This window comes from Streptomyces sp. NPDC101490, assembly GCF_044767145.1.
Taxonomy (GTDB): Bacteria; Actinomycetota; Actinomycetes; order Streptomycetales; family Streptomycetaceae; genus Streptomyces.
The window spans coordinates 587,416-605,622 of record NZ_JBIWNI010000001.1 but is presented as its reverse complement, the minus strand read 5'-3'; the positions used below and the strand labels follow the sequence as shown (position 1 = coordinate 605,622).

Below are 18,207 nucleotides of genomic sequence, written 5' to 3'. Positions count from 1 at the left end.
CGCCTACTCGGTCCATTGTTCGCCCGCCGGGACGCTCCGGCATCCCGGCGGGTGCCGGGGTCCGCCCGCTCAGGTCAGGAGGCGGTTGGGGTGGGAGGCGCGGCGGGCGGCGGCGAACAGGGCGTGGATGCGGGCCCCGGCCTGGTCGACGTCGGTGACGGGGGTGGGGAAGGGCAGCCGGACGTCCTGGTCGCCGGTGGGGTGTTCGAGGCGGAGGGTGATGCCGTAGCGGTCGAGGGCGAGGGGGAGGGCGCGGACCATGTCGCGCTCGGGGCGCGGCCGGACGAGCCGCAGGAGGAGGGGGACGAGTTCGGCGTGGCGGTCGACCAGATGGGTGAGCATGGACGCCTCGCAGAGGGCGAGGGGGTCGATGTCGGTGTCGTGGAGCTCTTCGAGGGTGATGAAGCTGCGGCCGGTGGCGTCCTCGATGAGCGCCTGCCCGAACTCCATGCAGATGCTGGTGTCCGCGTCGGTGCTGTACGGGGTGGCGAGGAGGCCGGTGAGGGTGACGCGGGCCCGCAGCCGGTCGCGTACGGGAGTGGGGGCGATGTCCGTGAACTCCAGGCGGACGGGGATGCGGGCGGCGGAGGCCGCGTGGGTCTCCTCGGCGGGGTCGTGGAGGTGGATGTGGCCCATGGGGCCGCCGCCGTCGAGCCGGTGGACCTCCTGCTGGTGCCCGTCGGACACGACCGTCATCGAGTGGGCGGCGGCGAGTACGGACCGGACGCGTTCGGCGGGGGTGGGGCGTGTGGCGCGGGGGCTGAAGGGGTGCATCCGAGTTCTCCCGGGCAGGTGACGGAGCCAGCGTTACTTAGGTAAGCCTAAGCTAACTCACGGTATGGGTGTCAAGGAACCCCGCGACACGCCCGGACACTCCGTCAAGGCGCGTCACCCGACCAGTCGAAGCGGGCCGCGTCCCCCGGGCGCGGATCGTAGAAGGACCGGCCCGCCGCCCCGTGCCTGCCCAGCTCCGTCTCCAGGGCCACACCCGAGTCCCGCTCGTCCACCGCCCGGTCCGTGACGTCGAGCAGCAGCCCGTCCAGCGGACCCCCCACCAGCTCCGCGTAGACCCGGCCGGGCCTCGGGCCCGGCCGGGGGTCGTCGTGCTCCTGGCCGTACACCCGGCCCCGCAACAGCTCCTCGTCCCTGTCCATGGCGCCCAGCGTCCCAGCCGCCACTGACAACCGCCCCGCGGGAACGGGCCGCTCACGGCCCGTCCGCCCCGTGCGCCCCGCCCCGCGCACCCGTCCCGGGGCCGGGACCCGAAGAGAAGAAGGTCACAGTCGTACGCCCTCCTGCTCCTTTGACGATCTCCCCTAGCATCCGAGCATGACGGTCCTGCCTGACGACGGGCTCTCCCTGGCGTCCGAATTCCCTGACGCGCCACACGAACAGTGGCAACACCTCGTGGCCGGCGTGCTGCGCAAGTCCGGCAAGGACGTGTCCGGCGACGCCGCCGAGGACGCCCTCTCCACCCTCGTCGAGGAGGGCATCGGCACCCGCCCGCTCTACACCGCGCGCGACTCAGCCCCCGACGCCGGTCTCCCCGGCTTCGCCCCCTTCGTCCGCGGCGGACGCGCCGAGGGGAACGTCCTCGGGGGCTGGGACGTGCGCCAGCAGCACCTCACGGCCGACCGTGACGCCGTCCTCACCGACCTGGAGAACGGAGTCACCTCCCTCTGGCTCGGCGTCGGCGCCACCGGCATCCCCGTCGCCGCCCTCGCGGACGTCCTCGACGGCGTCTACCTCGACCTCGCCCCGGTCGTCCTGGACGCGGGCGAGGAGACGGCCGCCGCAGCCGACGCGCTCCTGCGGCTGTACGAGGAGCGGGGCGTCGCCCCCGGCACCGCCCGGGGCAACCTGGGCGCCGATCCCCTCGGCCACGAGGCCCGCACCGGCCGCCCCGCCCACGACCCGGACTCCGCGGCCGCCCTCGCCCGCCGCTGCGCCGACGGTTACCCGGGCCTGCGCGCCCTGACCGTGGACGCGCTGCCGTACCACGAGGCGGGCGGCTCGGCCGCCCAGGAACTGGGCTGCTCCCTCGCCACCGGCGTCGCCTACCTGCGCGCCCTGACCGAGGCGGGGCTGGACGTCACCCCGGCGCTCGGGCAGCTGGAGTTCCGCTACGCGGCCACCGCCGACCAGTTCCTCACCGTCGCCAAACTCCGCGCGGCCCGCAGGCTCTGGGCCAGGGTCGCCGAGGCCTGCGGCGCCCCGGAGGCCGGTGCGCAGCGCCAGCACGCGGTGACCTCCTCGGTGATGATGACCCGCCGCGACCCCTGGGTGAACATGCTGCGGACCACCGTGGCCGCGCTCGCCGCCGGAGTCGGCGGCGCCGACAGCGTCACCGTGCTCCCCTTCGACGAGGCCCTCGGCCTGCCCGACGCGTTCGCCCGGCGCATCGCCCGCAACACCTCCACCGTCCTCATCGAGGAGTCCCATCTGTCCCGGGTCACCGACCCGGCGGGCGGCTCCTGGTACGTGGAACGGCTCACCGACGAACTGGCCCACGCGGCCTGGGCGTTCTTCCAGGACATCGAGCGGTCCGGCGGACAGGCCGCCGCCCTGCGGTCCGGCACCGTCGGCGAACGGATCGCGGAGACCTGGGCCGTTCGCGGCGCCCGGCTCGCCACCCGCCGCGAACCCGTCACCGGGGTCAGCGAGTTCCCGCACCTCGCGGAGCAGCCCGTGCACCGCGAGCCCGCACCCGAGCGGCCCTCCGGCGGGCTCCCCCGCGTCCGGCGCGACGAAGGCTACGAAGCCCTGCGGGCCCGGTCCGACGCCCACCTCGCGGCCACCGGCTCCCGGCCCCGGGTCTATCTGGCGGCGCTCGGCCCCGCCGCCGCCCACTCGGCCCGGCTCGCCTTCGCCGCCAACCTCTTCCAGGCGGGTGGCATCGAGCCCGTCACCGACGGCTCCTTCGAGGAGAGCGGGGCCCGCGAGGTCTGCCTCTGCTCCAGCGACGCGGTGTACGAGGAGTCGGCCGCCACCGCCGCCGCCGGGCTGCGGGCGGCGGGCGCCGGACACGTCCTGCTCGCCGGACGCCCGGCCGCCCACCCGGGCGTCGACACCTACCTCTTCGCGGGCTGTGACGCCGTCGCCCTGCTCTCCACCGCCCTCGACCGCATGGGAGTGTCCCGATGACCGTCCCCGACTTCACCGGGATCGACCTCGGGACCCCCGCCCCCGGCGGCACGCCCGACGCGTGGCACACGGCCCTCAAGAAGGCCACCGGCGGTGACGATCTGCTCTGGGAGACCCCGGAGGGCATCGGCGTCAAGCCGCTCTACACCGGCCGGGACCTGGAGGGCCTGGACTTCCTGGGCACCTACCCCGGCATCGCCCCGTACCTGCGGGGCCCGTACCCCACCATGTACGTCAACCAGCCGTGGACGATCCGGCAGTACGCGGGCTTCTCCACCGCCGAGGAGTCCAACGCCTTCTACCGGCGCAACCTCGCCGCGGGCCAGAAGGGCCTGTCCGTCGCCTTCGACCTGCCGACCCACCGCGGCTACGACAGCGACCACCCGCGGGTCACCGGCGACGTCGGCATGGCGGGCGTGGCCATCGACTCGATCCTCGACATGCGGCAGCTGTTCGACGGCATCCCGCTGGACCGGATGACCGTGTCGATGACGATGAACGGCGCCGTCCTGCCGGTCCTCGCGCTCTACATCGTGGCCGCCGAGGAACAGGGCGTACCCGCCGAGAAGCTGGCCGGGACCATCCAGAACGACATCCTCAAGGAGTTCATGGTCCGTAACACGTACATCTATCCGCCGGGGCCCTCGATGCGGATCATCTCCGACATCTTCGCCTACACCTCGCAGCGGATGCCGCGCTACAACTCCATCTCCATCTCCGGCTACCACATCCAGGAGGCGGGTGCGACCGCCGACCTGGAGCTGGCGTACACGCTCGCCGACGGCGTCGAGTACCTCCGCGCGGGCCGCGCCGCCGGACTCGACGTGGACGCCTTCGCCCCCCGCCTGTCGTTCTTCTGGGCGATCGGCATGAACTTCTTCATGGAGATCGCCAAACTGCGGGCCGCCCGGCTCCTCTGGGCCAAGCTCGTCAAGGAGTTCGACCCGAAGAACGCCAAGTCCCTCTCACTGCGCACCCATTCGCAGACATCCGGCTGGTCCCTCACCGCACAGGACGTCTTCAACAACGTCACGCGCACCTGCGTCGAGGCGATGGCCGCCACCCAGGGCCACACCCAGTCGCTGCACACCAACGCCCTCGACGAGGCGCTCGCCCTGCCCACCGACTTCTCCGCCCGCATCGCCCGCAACACGCAGCTACTCATCCAGCAGGAGTCCGGCACCTGCCGCGTCATCGACCCCTGGGGCGGCAGCGCGTACGTCGAGCGGCTCACCCACGACCTGGCCCGGCGCGCCTGGCAGCACATCCAGGAGGTCGAACGGGCCGGTGGCATGGCCCAGGCCATCGACGCGGGCATCCCCAAACTCCGCGTCGAGGAGGCGGCGGCCCGCACCCAGGCCCGGATCGACTCCGGACGGCAGCCGGTCGTCGGCGTCAACAAGTACCGGGTGGCCGCCGACGAACAGATCGAGGTCCTCAAGGTCGACAACTCCTCCGTGCGCGCCCGGCAGATCGCCAAACTGCGGCGGCTGCGCGAGGAACGCGACGAGACCGCCTGCCGGGACGCCCTCGACGCCCTCACCCGGGCGGCCGGCGGCGACGGCAACCTCCTCGAACTCGCGGTGCGCGCGGCCCGCGCCATGGCCACCGTCGGCGAGATCTCCGACGCCCTGGAGAAGGTCTACGGGCGGCACGCGGGCCAGATCCGTACGATCTCCGGCGTGTACCGCAACGAAGCAGGCGAGTCCCCGTCCGTGGCGCGCACCCGCGCCCTGGTCGACACCTTCGCGGAGGCCGAGGGCCGCAGGCCCCGCATCCTGGTCGCCAAGATGGGCCAGGACGGCCACGACCGGGGCCAGAAGGTGATCGCCACCGCCTTCGCCGACCTGGGCTTCGACGTCGACGTCGGCCCGCTGTTCCAGACCCCCGCCGAGGTGGCGCGGCAGGCCGTCGAGGCCGATGTGCACATCGTCGGGGTCTCCTCGCTGGCCGCCGGACACCTCACCCTCGTACCGGCGCTGCGGGAGGAGCTGGCGGCCGAGGGGCGCGAGGACATCATGATCGTGGTCGGCGGGGTGATCCCGCCGCAGGACGTGGCCACGCTCGTGGAGATGGGCGCGGCGGCCGTGTTCCCGCCGGGGACGGTGATCCCCGACGCGGCCCACGACCTGGTCACACGGCTGGCGGCCGACCTCGGGCACGAGCGGTGATCGACCTCGACACGTACGTACGGGGGGTGCGCGAGGGAAAACGGGCGCTCGTGGCCCGCGCGATCACCCTCGTCGAGTCGACCCGCCCCCAGCACCGGGCGCTCGCCCAGGAACTCCTCACCGCGCTGCTGCCGCACAGCGGGAACGCCGTGCGGATCGGGATCAGCGGAGTGCCCGGGGTCGGCAAGTCGACCTTCATCGACGCGTTCGGGTCGATGCTGACCGGGCTCGGGCACCGGGTCGCGGTCCTCGCCGTCGACCCCTCGTCGAGCCGTACCGGCGGTTCCATCCTCGGCGACAAGACCCGGATGGAGCGGCTCGCCGTCGACCCGGCGGCCTTCGTCCGCCCCTCCCCCACCGCCGGGACGCTCGGCGGGGTGACCAAGGCGACCCGTGAGTCGATCGTCGTGATGGAGGCCGCGGGACACGACGTGGTCCTCGTCGAGACCGTCGGCGTCGGCCAGTCCGAGACCGCCGTCGCCGGCATGGTCGACTCCTTCCTGCTGCTCACCCTGGCCCGCACCGGCGACCAGCTCCAGGGCATCAAGAAGGGCGTCCTGGAACTCGCGGACGTCGTCGCCGTCAACAAGGCGGACGGGCCCCACGAGCGGGAGGCGCGTGTCGCCGCCCGCGAACTCGCGGGCGCACTGCGGCTGATGCACGGCGCCGACGCCTTCTGGACTCCTCCGGTGCTGAGTTGCAGCGCCCGCGAGTCCACCGGACTCGACGAGGTGTGGGAGCGCCTCACCCACCACCGGGCCCTGCTCGACGGCACCGGCCAGCTCACGGCCAGACGGCAGGAGCAGCAGGTCGACTGGACCTGGTCGATGGTCCGTGAGGAGCTGCTGCGCCGTCTGCGCACGGACCCGGCGGTCAAGGACCTCGCGCCCGTCCTGGAGAAGCGGGTCAGGGCCGGTGAGCTGACGGCGACCCTGGCCGCCGAACGCATCCTGGACGTCTTCGGGGAGTCGCCCGGCCCACGCCCCTGAGCGGCCGAGGAGAAGAAGGGGGCCTCCCGTCGGGGAGGCCCCCTTTCCCCTGTCGCCGAGCACCCACTTTTTTGTGGGTACTTGTCGGGGAGGTGCCCTCCGGGCGAAGCTGGAAGCGGCCCGGAGGAAGGAGCACAAGGGCCTCAGACCGCGGCCGGAACGGCCGTCAGACGGTCGATCCGACGATGTCCCCAGTCGGCCAACGGGCCGAGTGCCACGGAGAGTTCGTGACCGAAGCCGGTCAGCGAGTAGACGGTCTTCGGCGGCAGGACGTCGTACACCTCACGGTGTACGAGACCGTCCTCCTCCATCTCCCGCAGGGCCTGGGTCAGCACCTTCTCGCTGATCTCGGGCAGCTTCCGGCGCAGTTCGCCGGGGCGGTGCGGGCCGGATTCGAGCAGCCACAGCAGATGGGTCTTCCATTTTCCCTCGATGACGACGATCGCGGCACTCACTCCGCACACGTTCGTCTCCTGGGCTCGGGCGCGTGACATCCGCGTCCTTCTCCTTCCTCCGGGACCTTCTTTTCTCGTCCATTTGTATACAAGGGAGTTCACCCATGTCTTCTTCCCCTTCCCCCTCGTCCGCTCCCGCCGTGGAGGAGGGTGCGGCCGTCACCGTCCTCGGGCTCGGTCCGATGGGCCGGGCGCTGGCCGGGGCCTTCCTGGACGCCGGGGTACGGACCACGGTGTGGAACCGTACGCCCGGCCGGGACGGGGAGCTGGTCGCGCGGGGCGCGCTCAGCGTCACGAGCGCCGAGAAGGCGGTCGCGGCGAGTCCGCTGACCGTGATCTGCCTGGTCAACTACGACGCCACCGACTCCGTCCTGCGGGCCGCCGCGGTGGCCGGGGCCCTCAAGGGGCGGACGCTGGTGAACCTGAGCGCCGACACCCCCGCGCGGGCCAGGGACACCGGGAGCTGGGCCGGGGAGCACGGCATCGACTACCTCGACGGCGCGATCATGACCCCGACCCCGACCATCGGCACGCCCTCGGGGGTGTTCCTCTACAGCGGGCCCGTACCGCTGCACACCGCGCACGCGCCGGTCCTCGGCGCGCTGGGCGGCAGCCACACCCATCTCGGGGAGGAGATCGGCCGGGCGGCGGCGTACGACATCGCGCTGCTCGACATCTTCTGGACGTCGATGACCGGCTATGTGCACGCGCTGGCGCTGGCGCGGGCCGAGGGCGTCTCGCCGACCGAACTGGCGCCGTTCGCCGAGGGCATCGGGGCGATCCTGCCGCCGCTGTTCCGCGAGTGGGCCGAGGACGTGGAGAGCGGTGGGTTCTCCGGCGAGGGCAACCCGGTGACCTCGGGCCTCTCGACGATGGAGCACATCGTGCGCGCCTCGGAGGCGCACGGCATCGAGGCGGGCGCGATGCGCGCCGCCGAGTCCCTGGCCCGGCGCGCGGTGGCCCTCGGGCACGGGACGGACGGTTTCAGCCGGGTCGTCGAGATCCTGGGGCGCGGCTGAGGCAGGCCAAGGGGTACGGGCCCGGCGGGCGGGCCTCGCCCCCGCCGGGCCCGTACCGTCCCCGTTCAGCCCCGGGCCAGGAAGGCGGGGCGGAGGGAGGGGTCCACCGGGTCGTAGTAGCGGTGGAAGACCGGGGTGGCCGAGCCGGAGACCGGGGGGACGATCCAGCTCCAGTCGGCGGGGGTCCGTCTGCCGTGCCTGCTCTCCTGGTCGATGTGCCGGAGGAAGCGCCGTGACTCGGTGTGGTGGTCGGCCATCGTCACGCCCGCCCGCTGGAAGGAGTGGAGCACGGCCACGTTGAGCTCCACGAGGGCCCGGTCGCGCCAGAGGGTCCGCTCGGCGGAGCGGTCCAGACCCAGACGGTCGGCGACCACCGGGAGCAGGTCGTAGCGCTCCGGGTCGGCGAGGTTCCTGGCGCCTATCTCGGTGCCCATGTACCAGCCGTTGAAGGGCGCCGCCTGATAGCGCACTCCGCCGATCTCCAGGGTCATGTCGCTGATCGCGGGCACGGCGTACCAGCGCAGCCCGAGGGAGGCGAACCACGGGTGGTCGGGGTGGACGAGCGGCACTTCGAGGACGGTGTCGTCGGGCAGCTCGTACCACTCGGGGCGGGCGTCGGGCCGTTCCCGCACCATCAGCGGCAGGACCTGGAAGGGCTCGCGGTCCCGTTTCCAGCCGAGGGCGACGGCGCGCTCGGTGAGGGGGCCGCCGCGCGGGTCGCCGTTCCAGCGGCCTTCGGGGGTGCGGTGTCCGGCGTAGCGCACCAGCTGGTCGTTGACGATCCGGGGGCCGGGGCGGCCCGGCCGGTCGGGGGCGAAGACGGAGATCACGGGTCTGATCCGGCCGCCGTTGCCCGCGAGCCGCAGATGCTCGAAGCAGTGGGCGGCGAGGTCGTCGGCTCCGGTGACGTGCCGCAGGTCGCGGACGACGAGGCTGCGCCAGTAGAGCCGTCCGATGCACCGGGCGGAGTTGCGCCAGGCGACACGGGCGCCGAAGGCGAGCTCCTCCGGGGTGTGGGTGTAGGTGCCGGTGCGCCCGATCTCGGCGAGGACCTCGCGGACCCTGCCCCCGGGGCTTCCCGCGGTGGGCTGCTCGCTGTGGTACTGGCGGATGAATCGTTCCGCCTCGGTCCGGTCCACCGGGTCCGCGCGCGGGGCGCGGGCACCGGGGGCGGGCGCGGTCGGTGTCGGGTGCCCGTGCGCGTAGGGGCAGGTGCCCGTGGCGGCGGGGGCGGAGTTCCGGCGGCTGCGACTGAAGATCAAAGTGTTCCCTCCCGCCGCCATGACTACCGTACGAACATGTGCGGGCGCGGAGGGTGCGTGAATCCCCGGCCGTGACGGGGTTCCCGCTGGTACCCTGCGCGGCTCCGTCCGGGCAGGCCCCCCGCACACCGTCGCCTTCTTCGGGCTCGCCCCACCCGTCACTCCACGACACACACGTCGGCAGGCACCTCACCTCGCGTGCTCGTGTGTACGGCTCTGGCACAGACAGCCGACTCCCTCGTGCGGCGCGAAACAGCCAGGACGCGCGTCACCGCCCACTCGCGCGGCCACGGCATCCACCCGCCCGACCTGCGCCTCTCCCCTCCGGACCCGGTCGGCCCGGTCGGAGATGACATGAGATCCGGTCAACCGTGCGTCCGTATGCCCCTGGTCATCGAATCGCCCCCTCTCATCTGTTGGGGTGAACACCCGATACGAGCGGCATCGAAGTGGATCTTCTTCCCTAGGCTCACGTCGCCAGCCATCGATCCGGGTCGATCATCGCCACGGACAGCTGCGCGGTTCATCGCTCAAAGGACGCACACATGACCATCGCCCCGCAGAACGATCTTCTCGACCACAAGTTCGACATGTGCTTCGGGCACGCCGACCAGAACAAGGACGGCGTGGTGGACGCCGCCGACATCCTCACCTTCGCCGCCCGGGTCATCGCGGCCGTGGGCGAGCCCTTCGACTCCCCGAAGTCCGTCGAGATGCTGCGCGTCTGTGAGAACTGGTGGAAGGGGATGGTGGCGGAGCTCGACACCGACAAGGACGGGAAGATCGACCCGGAGGAGTACCGGGTCGGGATGCGCCGGCTCGTCGGTTCCGCGTCCTCCTTCGAGGCAGCCAGCCGCCCGGTGGCCACGGCCATCTGGTCGCTCTGCGACCGCGACGACGACGGCGAGGTGACCGCGGCCGAGTTCAGCGCCGTCCAGCTCGCCTTCGGCACCACCCCGGAGAACGCCCGCCTCGGCTTCAAGAAGCTCGACCTGGACGGTGACGGCTCGCTGTCGGTGGACGAACTCACCAGCGCCTTCCGCGACTTCTACACCAGCACCGACATCGACACCAACGGCAACTGGCTCTTCGGCGCGGACTTCCAGACCGTCTGATCAGCCCGGTCGACAAGCGGCGGGGGGGGGGGGGGGGGGGGGGGGGGCGGCCCCCCCCCCCCCCCCCCGGGGCCCCCCGGGGGGGGGGGGCGCCCCCCGGGGGGCCCCCCCCCCCCGTCGGCCCAGCCATCGTCCCGCCGCGGCGTGATGGGTCCCACCTCCCACCACGCCGTGGCGGGCCAGGGGAGAACCCCAATGAACCTAGCGGCACTCGACGTCGACGGCACCCTCTACGAAGGGACCCTCGGCTTCTCCCTCCTCGACGAACTGAGCGTGTCCGGCCTGGTGAGCGCCCGTGCCGTCCAGCACGTCCGCGACGCCATGCGCGCACACCGCGGTGCGGGCGGCCGGTTCCGTGACACCACGGACCTGACGAGCGCCGCGTACGCCCACGCCGTGCGAGGCGTACGGCACGAGGACGCCGTGCGGGCCTCCCACACCGCCTGGCGCCGGGTCCGCCACCGGTTGCTGGCGAACAGTGCCCCCCTGGTCCAGAACCTGCGGCGGAACGGCTTCACACCGGTCCTGCTGTCCGGCAGCCCCCAGGAGATGATCGACCGGATCGCCGACGAACTGGGCGTCGCCCACCGCATCGGGATGCGGGTCGCGACCGGGGCGGACGGCGCCTACACCCACCGGTTCCTGACCCTCCCGGCCGTCCCCGAGGTCAAGGCCACCCTGTTCCGGGCGCTGGCGGCCCGGTTCGGCGCCGATGTCCGGTCCGCCCTGGCCGTCGGCAACAGCGCCTCGGACCACGCCCTGCTCGGCTCGGTCGGGCACCCGGTGGCCTTCGAACCGGACGACGCCCTGCGGGCCCTGGCCCGGGCCGGCGGCTGGGCCATCGCGGACCGGCACACCCTCCTCCCCCTGGTGGACGCCGTCACCGGCCCCCGCCACCCGACGCCCGGCCCCCGGCCGGCCGTCTCCCTCCCCTCCTCACAAGCCTCGGAAAGAAACCTTCATGCGCACTCCTCATGACATCGGCTCCCGTTTGATCGAGCGCAAGGTCGACGTGTGCTTCGCGCACGCCGACCGGGACCAGGACGCCCTGATCGAACTCGCCGACGTGTCGGCCCTGTTCACTCGCATCCTGGCCTATGTGGGTGAACCGCTCGGCAGTCCCAAAGCACTCGCCGTGCACACCGCGTCGCAGAGATTCTGCGATCACATGGCGTCCGTCACCGGCTGGTCCCCCGACCGCCGGATCACCCCGGAGGAGTGGCGCGAGGCCATGGCGAAGGCCCTCGCCGGAGGGACGGCCGACTACGACGCGTACTTCCGGCCCGTCGGCGAATCCGTCTGGGCGGCCGTGGACCGGGACGGCGACGGCATCGTACGGCTCCCCGAGTTCACCGCGTTCCAGCGGGGCATGGGCACGCCCGACGCGAACATCCGGCTCGCGGCCGACCGGATGGGCCTGCCCGACGCCGACGCGGGCCTGCCGATGGCGGACGTCCTCCTGGCCCACCGCGAGTTCTACACCAGCGCCGACGCCGGTTCCCCGGGGAACTGGCTGTACGGAGACGTGTGGGCGGACGCGTTCTGGGACGGCACGAGGGCGAAGCTGTGACGGCCGACGGCGGCCCGGTGAAGGCCAGTGCGGCGGTGCTCCGCTCCCGCACCCTCCCGTTCCTGGTCGAGGACGTGACCCTGGAAGGACCGGGCCCGGGAGAGGCCCTCGTCCGGGTGGCGGGCACCGGCTTCTGCCACACCGACCTCCTGCCGCGCACCGACCGGCTCGGCGTCGCCCTGCCCCTCGTCGGAGGGCACGAAGGGGCCGGGACGGTGCTCGCGACCGGGGCGGGCGTCCACGAGGTGTCCGTGGGCGACCACGTCGTCATGTCCTTCGACTCCTGCGGCGCCTGCCGCTCCTGCCTGGCCGGACGCCCCGCCACCTGCGCGGCCTTCTTCTCCCGCAACCTGACCGGCCGCCACCCCGACGGAACGGGCACGGCCCGGGACGCGGAAGGCCGGGAGGTGGCCGCGTACTGGTTCGGGCAGTCCTCCTTCGCCACGCATTGCGTGGTCCCGGTCCGCTCCCTCGTCCCGGTTCCCCGGTCACTGCCGCTCGAACTGCTCGGGCCGCTCGGCTGCGGGTTCCAGACGGGGGCGGGCGCAGTCCTCAACTCCCTGGGCGTGCGCGCCGGTTCCAGTGTCGTGGTGGCGGGGACCGGCGCGGTCGGTCTGGCGGCGGTGATGGCCGCGCGGGCCGTCGGCGCGACCGTCGTCGTCGCCGTCGACGTCCTGCCCGTCCGGCGCGAGCTGGCGGCGGAACTGGGCGCGACCCACACCCTCGACGGACGCTCCGAGTCGCTCACCGAGGAGATCCTGGAGATCACCGGGGGCGCCGACCACGCGGTCGACACCACGGGACTGCCCCCGGTCATCACCGCGCTCGTCCGCTCCCTCCACAGCGCCGGGAGCTGCGGCCTGGTGGGGGTGCAGCACGGCGATCTGATCGTGGACCCGCTGCTCATCGCGGCCGGGCGCACGATCAAGGGGATCATCGAGGGCGACGCGGAGCCCCGGCTGTTCGTACCCCGGCTCATCGACCTCTGGCAGCGGGGCCTGTTCCCCTTCGACCGGCTGATCCGCCGGTATCCGCTCGCCGAGATCGACCGGGCCGAACGGGACGTGGCGAGCGGTGCGGTGGTCAAGGCCGTGCTGATCCCGTGACGGGGCCTCGTCCGCCCGGCCGGGCCCGCGCTCCCGCCCTCGCCCTCGCCCTCGCCCCGGTGCCGGACCGCCCGGGCCCGGCCTCGTCCCCCTTCCCGTAGACCCTCGCCCCTCCCCCTAGACCCTCAGCCTCGTCCCCCTCCCCGTGAACCCTCGTCCCAGGAGGTACCCGTCGTGCGACCCGTCGAGCCGGACCGCGTCACCCTCGATCCCCACCAGGACCTCCAGGAACAGGCGCGTCTCCTGCGCGCCCACGGCGGGGTCGTCCCGGCGCGCTGGCCGGGAGGCGTGGACTGCTGGGCCGTCGTCGGGTACGCCGAACTGGAGGCGGTGCTCACCCAGCCGCTGTTCGCCCGCTCGCCCACGCACTGGCGGGCGCTCCGGGAGGGCGAGATCCCCGCCGACTGGCCGATGACCGACCACCTCAGCCGCCAGTGGATGCTGACCTCGGACGGCGCGGACCACACCCGGCTGCGGCGGGTGGCGGCCGGGGCCTTCGCGCCGCGCCGGGTGAAGGCGCTGGCCCCGGCCGTCACCGATGCCGTCGAGCGGCTGCTCGACGGCATCGACCCGGCCGCACGGCCGGTCGACATCCGTACCGAGTTCGCGCTGCCGCTCGCCCTCGACGTGCTGTGCTCCCTGCTCGCCGTACCCGACGAGGAGCGGGGCCGGGCCACCTCCCTCGTCTTCCGCGCCCTGTCCCGGGCGGCCCTCACCCCGCAGGAGTCCAAGCTGCTCAGTGCGGAGATCCGGGCCTACCTCGACCACCTGCTGGCACGACCGCCCGCCCCCGGTGAGGAGGACGGGCTGGTCGCGGCCCTCAGGGAGTCGGCCGCCCCCGGTGGCGGACTCAGCCACCAGGAGGCCCGGGACACCCTCTGGCTCTTCCTCGCGGCCGGTTTCGACACGACCGTGGCCGCCCTCGTCAACGCGGTCCGCGCGCTCCTCGATCACCCGCGCGAGCTGGAGCGCGTCCTCGGCGGGGCCGTCGCCTGGGACGACGTGGTCGAGGAGTCCCTGCGCTACGACGCCAGCGTCTTCGCGCTGCCCTTCGCCTTCCCTTGTGAGGACGTGACCCTGGGAGGGCGGCGGATCAGCGCGGGTGACGCCCTGCTGCTGTGCTACGCGGCGGCCAACCGCGACCCCTCCCAGGAGGGCGGCGGCGACGCCTTCACGTCCACGGGACCGGGCACCCGGCACCTGGCCTTCGGCCGGGGGCCGCACTTCTGCCTCGGCGCGCCCCTGGCCCGCCTCCAGCTCCGCACGGCCCTGTCGGCGCTCTTCGCCCGCTTCCCGGGCCTCCGCCCGGCCGCCGCCCCGGGCGCGCCCGTGTCGTCCCTCACGATCAACACGGTCGCGTCGCTCCTGGTCTCGGCCTGACCGCCTGACCGCGTGCCCGACTGCTCTGCTGCCTGCTCGACCGCCTGGCTGAGCGGCTGAGCGACCGCCCGGCTGCCCAGCCGCCCGGCTGTCGCGATCAGATGACGCCCTGGGCCGCCATCGCCCGCGCCACCCGCAGGAAGCCGGACACGTTGGCGCCCGTCACGTAGTCGTCGGCCTTGCCGCCGTACTCCTCCGCGGTGTTCCGGCACTGGCTGTGGACGTCGCGCATGACCTCGGCGAGCCGGGCCTCGGTCTGCTCGAAGGACCAGCTCTCGCGGGAGGCGTTCTGCTGCATCTCCAGGGCGGAGGTGGCCACGCCTCCGGCGTTGGCCGCCTTGCCGGGGCCGAAGAGGATCCCGGCCTCCTGGAAGACCCGGACCGCCTCGGGCGTGCAGGGCATGTTGGCGCCCTCGGCGACGGCCCGGACGCCGTGCTTGACCAGGGCGACGGCGTCCTCACGGCCCAGCTCGTTCTGGGTCGCGCAGGGCAGGGCGATGTCACAGGGCACGTCGTAGACCGTGCCACGGGCCGAGAAACGGGCGGTCGGCTTCGCGTCCGCGTAGGCGGAGATCCGCTCGCGGCGCACCTCCTTGACGTCCTTGAGCAGGTCGAGGTCGATGCCGTCCTCGTCAACGAGGTATCCGGAGGAGTCGCTGCACGCGACGACCCGGCCGCCGAGGGCGTGGACCTTCTCCACCGCGTACACGGCGACGTTCCCGGAGCCGGAGACCACCACGCGGCGCCCGTCGAAGCCCTCGCCGCGCGTGGCGAGCATCTCCTCGGCGAAGAACACGGCGCCGTAGCCGGTGGCCTCGGTGCGGACCTGTGAGCCGCCCCAGCCGATGGCCTTGCCGGTGAGGACACCGGACTCGTACCGGTTGGTGATCCGCTTGTACTGGCCGAAGAGGTAGCCGATCTCCCGGGCGCCGACGCCGATGTCCCCGGCGGGCACGTCGGTGTGCTCGCCCAGGTGGCGGTAGAGCTCGGTCATGAAGGACTGGCAGAAGCGCATGACCTCGGCGTCCGAGCGGCCCTTGGGGTCGAAGTCGGAGCCGCCCTTGCCGCCGCCGATCGCCATCCCCGTCAGCGCGTTCTTGAAGATCTGCTCGAAGCCGAGGAACTTCACGATGCCGAGGTTGACGCTCGGGTGGAACCGCAGTCCGCCCTTGTACGGGCCGAGGGCGCTGTTGAACTCCACCCGGAATCCCCGGTTCACCCGCACGGCTCCCTGGTCGTCGACCCACGGGACGCGGAATATCAGCTGCCGCTCGGGTTCGCACAGCCGCTCCACGATGCCCGCCGCGAGATAGTCGGGGTGGCGCTCCAGGGCCGGGGCCAGCGAGTCGAGGACCTCGGCGGCGGCCTGGTGGAACTCCGCTTCACCGGGGTTGCGCCGACGAACCTCCGCGTAGACGGCTTCCATGTGTGCGCTGACGTTCATGCGTGTCTCTCGCCTTCTCGTCTTCCGACATTCCGCCGCGTGCGGGCGACGTTCCCCGCCATTCTCTCCGGTGGCCGGGGCCGGACCGTCCCCGAGGGGGTCACGGATGTACCTCGGCTCGGCGCGGCCCCGGGTGACGGTGCCGCGCGGAGCCGGTCGCCGTGAACAGGGTCGCCGTGTCGGCCGACAACGCGGCAGGCGTGCCGGGTGCCGCCGGGCGGGCGGGCCTTTCGCAACCCGCTCTAGGCGGATCCGGCAGCGTCCGGTCCCTCGGTGGCGGCCGGGCGGGTGAGGACGAGTTCCGCGCGGAGGAGTTCGAGGAGGCGGCCCATCCAGTGGCCGTGTCCGTCGGTTCCGGCGCTCCAGAAGGGGTCGAGGCCGCGGTAGACGATGCGCGCGTCCCCGGTGGACACCAGCATGTCCGCGAGCTCCGCGTGGGTGCGGAACTTCGTGCGCACCAGCTCGGCCATCACCGCGAGGTGGACGGCCGGCCAGTCAGGGCGCTGTTCGTACCCGCCCGCGACGTGGGGGACTCGCATGCCCATCGGCTCGCGGGCCACCGCCTCCCGGCCGGCCTCGTCGAGGATCGACAGCGCGTAGTACGCGTGGTGCGGCGAGGGGTAGGTGCGGCCGTCGGCGAGAGTGTCGAGGGGGAACTCGTTGCGCAGCGCGGCCAGGTGTGTGTCCGGTGGGGCCGGGTGCGCGAAGTTCACTTCGTACAGCTCGACGGTCGGCGGGGTCACGCACCGTGCCCGTTCTGCTTCGGCCTCGGCCTCGGCCTTCGAGCTGTCGCAGTCGGCGACGTGGGCGGCCAACCAGGCGCGCGCCGTGGCGGCCTCCGCGTCGGAGACGGTCCGGGAGCCCGGCCAGAGCTTGCCGCCGTCCTCGTGGCACAGGATGCGGTACACCGCGTCCGACTCCTCCGAGTCGATCAGCCATCCCCACGTCTCGGGGACGTCGTCCAGCCGTGCGCGCAGATCGGCCAGCGATTCCGGCGACTGCTCCCGGCCGTAGGCGTGGATCGCGGTCCAGAAGCGGTCGATGGTGTCCGGCCGCCCGTTCAGACGGTCGACGGCGTCCGCGATTTCGGTGATCAGCGCCTTGGGGTCGTCGTGCGTCGAGGCGGCGTCGGCGACGGTCCAGTCACCGAAGCCATAGGCGTGGACACGCGTCCCGTCCTCGACGTGGGCGACGACGTCGCCCGCGCCGACGGCTTCCACGAAACGGTCGAACGTCCACGTCGTACTGGGGTGGCCGAGGCCGACCGAGACGGTGCTGTCGGCGTAGGCGGTGAGGTACACCAGATCGAACCGGCCGTTGGTGCGGTGCAGCGCGTGCCGGGACAGGCCCTCTATTCGGGTGCCCTCGACCATGCGGTGGGTTGGCTTCACGCGCGGATTCTAGTTACTCCGGTCAGGAGGTTGTCGCCCGAGCCGGACCCACCGGCGCGGACAGCACCGGACCGCGGCCCGCCACCGCCACGACCGAAGAAGAACCAGCTCAGGCGAGGAGTTCCGACCGGAGTGCTCGGCCGTGGCGTCACCATCCCGCCCGGCCCGCGGCGCCTTGGCGGGGTGGGTGCCTCTGCCGCGTCCGGGGAATCTCCCGAGAGCGCCGGTACGGACATCACGGTCGGAAGTCCCAACGGCCGGAAGTCCCACGGGTGCGGTCCTCGGTCCGCCATGGCGAAGGGCCGAGCACGCTTCCCTCGCCGCCCGGCCGGGCCGGATTCCGGAGCCGCCCGGCGCCCGCCGTCAGGCGGTGGCCGGGGCGAGGGCGACGAAGTCCGCGTTCGACGGGTCGAGGCAGACCGCGAGCCGCCCCACGCCCGGCATGTCCTGCGGTCCCATCTGGATAGTGCCGCCGCTCGCGGTGACCCGGGCGGCCGTCTCGTCGCAGTCGGCGACGGCGAAGACCGGATGCCAGTAGGGCCGCCCGTGCGCGAGGGCGAGATCGGCCTCGGCGAGGGTCATGAGGCCGCCGTGCATCCGCTCGTCGGGGAGCCCGGCGGGGGTGATGAGGGTGTACGTGCCCGAGTCGCCGGGCAGTTCCATCTCGCCGAACCGCCAGCCGAGGACCCCGCCGTAGAACTCCTTCGCGGCGGTCGCGTCGGTGGTGTACAGCTCGGTCCAGCACAGCGAGCCGGGCTCGTCGGTCAGTTCGACGCCCCGGTGGGCGCCCGGCTGCCAGACGGCGAACTGTCCGCCGAGCGGATCGCTGTACTGGGCGATCCTGCCCCACTCGCCGGGCTCGGTGGGGGCGCGCCGGACGGTGCCGCCCCGGTCCTCGACCGCCCGGGTGGTGGCCTCCACGTCGGGGACGCTGTAGTAGATCATCCAGGCGGAGCGGGCGCCCTCCTCGGTGAGCCTGCCGAGCCCCGCGACGACCTTCCCGTCCTTGCGGAACACACCTCCCTGATGCCCCTCGCCCATGGGCGCGTACTCCCAGCCGAGGACGGCGCCGTAGAACGCGGCGGCGGCCGGGACGTCGGGGGCGCCCAGGTCGAGCCAGCAGGGGGAGCCGGGCGCGAAGTCGGTGGTCATCATGGCGAG

The 18,207-nt window shown here is 73.0% G+C and carries 16 protein-coding genes; 9 read left to right on the top strand and 7 right to left on the bottom strand.

Annotated elements, in window-relative coordinates:
• Positions 1-69 precede the first annotated feature (69 nt).
• Both ACIRQY_RS02380 and ACIRQY_RS02375 read right to left on the bottom strand, forming a co-directional pair.
• The gene (locus ACIRQY_RS02380; protein WP_403921820.1) at positions 70-774 is read right to left on the bottom strand and encodes a DUF2470 domain-containing protein; all 705 of its coding nucleotides are present in this window, start codon (positions 772-774) and stop codon (positions 70-72) included.
• A gap of 104 nt (positions 775-878) precedes the next feature.
• On the bottom strand, positions 879-1,154 hold the full coding sequence (locus ACIRQY_RS02375; RefSeq protein ID WP_351794923.1) for a hypothetical protein: 276 nt from the start codon (positions 1,152-1,154) through the stop codon (positions 879-881).
• A 175-nt stretch (positions 1,155-1,329) separates the two neighbouring features.
• On the opposite strand from ACIRQY_RS02375, the gene ACIRQY_RS02370 reads away from it, so the two are divergent.
• The 3 genes from ACIRQY_RS02370 to meaB are packed head-to-tail and all read left to right on the top strand — an operon-like array spanning position 1,330 to position 6,304.
• Positions 1,330-3,144 (top strand): methylmalonyl-CoA mutase family protein, encoded by a 1,815-nt coding sequence (locus ACIRQY_RS02370; protein WP_403921818.1) that lies wholly within the window; start codon positions 1,330-1,332, stop codon positions 3,142-3,144.
• Positions 3,141-5,315 carry a methylmalonyl-CoA mutase gene (scpA, locus tag ACIRQY_RS02365; RefSeq protein ID WP_403921816.1) on the top strand — a complete coding sequence of 725 codons (2,175 nt, stop codon included), beginning with the start codon at positions 3,141-3,143 and terminating at the stop codon, positions 5,313-5,315. Before ACIRQY_RS02370 ends, scpA begins: the two co-directional genes overlap by 4 nt.
• Positions 5,312-6,304, top strand: a complete 993-nt coding sequence (gene meaB, locus ACIRQY_RS02360; protein WP_403921814.1) for a methylmalonyl Co-A mutase-associated GTPase MeaB — start codon at positions 5,312-5,314, stop codon at positions 6,302-6,304. The genes scpA and meaB overlap by 4 nt, the downstream gene beginning before the upstream one ends.
• A 143-nt stretch (positions 6,305-6,447) precedes the next feature.
• Here the strand turns inward: meaB and ACIRQY_RS02355 are convergent, their stop codons facing one another.
• Positions 6,448-6,798, bottom strand: coding sequence for a winged helix-turn-helix transcriptional regulator (locus tag ACIRQY_RS02355; RefSeq protein WP_403921812.1), 351 nt, complete (start codon positions 6,796-6,798; stop codon positions 6,448-6,450).
• Positions 6,799-6,863: 65 nt separating this feature from the next.
• On the opposite strand from ACIRQY_RS02355, the gene ACIRQY_RS02350 reads away from it, so the two are divergent.
• Positions 6,864-7,778: an NAD(P)-dependent oxidoreductase gene (locus tag ACIRQY_RS02350; RefSeq protein ID WP_403921810.1), complete on the top strand. Its 915-nt coding sequence runs from the start codon at positions 6,864-6,866 to the stop codon at positions 7,776-7,778.
• A 65-nt stretch (positions 7,779-7,843) separates the two neighbouring features.
• On the opposite strand, the gene ACIRQY_RS02345 is transcribed toward ACIRQY_RS02350, so the two are convergent.
• Positions 7,844-8,917, bottom strand: a complete 1,074-nt coding sequence (locus tag ACIRQY_RS02345) for a nitric oxide synthase oxygenase (protein WP_351794956.1) — start codon at positions 8,915-8,917, stop codon at positions 7,844-7,846.
• Positions 8,918-9,585: 668 nt separating this feature from the next.
• On the opposite strand from ACIRQY_RS02345, the gene ACIRQY_RS02340 reads away from it, so the two are divergent.
• The 5 genes from ACIRQY_RS02340 (at position 9,586) to ACIRQY_RS02320 (ending at position 14,211) form a co-directional block, all read left to right on the top strand.
• Positions 9,586-10,155: an EF-hand domain-containing protein gene (locus ACIRQY_RS02340; RefSeq protein WP_403921809.1), complete on the top strand. Its 570-nt coding sequence runs from the start codon at positions 9,586-9,588 to the stop codon at positions 10,153-10,155.
• A gap of 195 nt (positions 10,156-10,350) precedes the next feature.
• Positions 10,351-11,133: an HAD family hydrolase gene (locus ACIRQY_RS02335; protein ID WP_403921807.1), complete on the top strand. Its 783-nt coding sequence runs from the start codon at positions 10,351-10,353 to the stop codon at positions 11,131-11,133.
• Positions 11,117-11,725: an EF-hand domain-containing protein gene (locus tag ACIRQY_RS02330; RefSeq protein WP_403921805.1), complete on the top strand. Its 609-nt coding sequence runs from the start codon at positions 11,117-11,119 to the stop codon at positions 11,723-11,725. The genes ACIRQY_RS02335 and ACIRQY_RS02330 overlap by 17 nt, the downstream gene beginning before the upstream one ends.
• A 17-nt stretch (positions 11,726-11,742) precedes the next feature.
• Entirely contained in the window at positions 11,743-12,831 is a 1,089-nt protein-coding gene (locus tag ACIRQY_RS02325; RefSeq protein WP_403922280.1) for an NAD(P)-dependent alcohol dehydrogenase, read from the top strand.
• A 174-nt stretch (positions 12,832-13,005) separates the two neighbouring features.
• The gene (locus tag ACIRQY_RS02320) at positions 13,006-14,211 is read left to right on the top strand and encodes a cytochrome P450 (RefSeq protein WP_403921803.1); all 1,206 of its coding nucleotides are present in this window, start codon (positions 13,006-13,008) and stop codon (positions 14,209-14,211) included.
• 97 nt (positions 14,212-14,308) lie between these two features.
• On the opposite strand, the gene gdhA is transcribed toward ACIRQY_RS02320, so the two are convergent.
• The 3 genes from gdhA to ACIRQY_RS02305 all read right to left on the bottom strand — a co-directional run bounded on the left by gdhA (position 14,309) and on the right by ACIRQY_RS02305 (position 18,201).
• Positions 14,309-15,655 (bottom strand): NADP-specific glutamate dehydrogenase, encoded by a 1,347-nt coding sequence (gene gdhA, locus ACIRQY_RS02315; protein WP_403921801.1) that lies wholly within the window; start codon positions 15,653-15,655, stop codon positions 14,309-14,311.
• A 242-nt stretch (positions 15,656-15,897) separates the two neighbouring features.
• A complete protein-coding gene (locus ACIRQY_RS02310) occupies positions 15,898-17,046 on the bottom strand; it encodes an NADAR domain-containing protein (RefSeq protein WP_403921799.1) in 1,149 nt (382 codons plus the stop codon).
• Positions 17,047-17,409: 363 nt separating this feature from the next.
• Entirely contained in the window at positions 17,410-18,201 is a 792-nt protein-coding gene (locus ACIRQY_RS02305; RefSeq protein WP_403921797.1) for a VOC family protein, read from the bottom strand.
• Positions 18,202-18,207 lie beyond the last annotated feature (6 nt).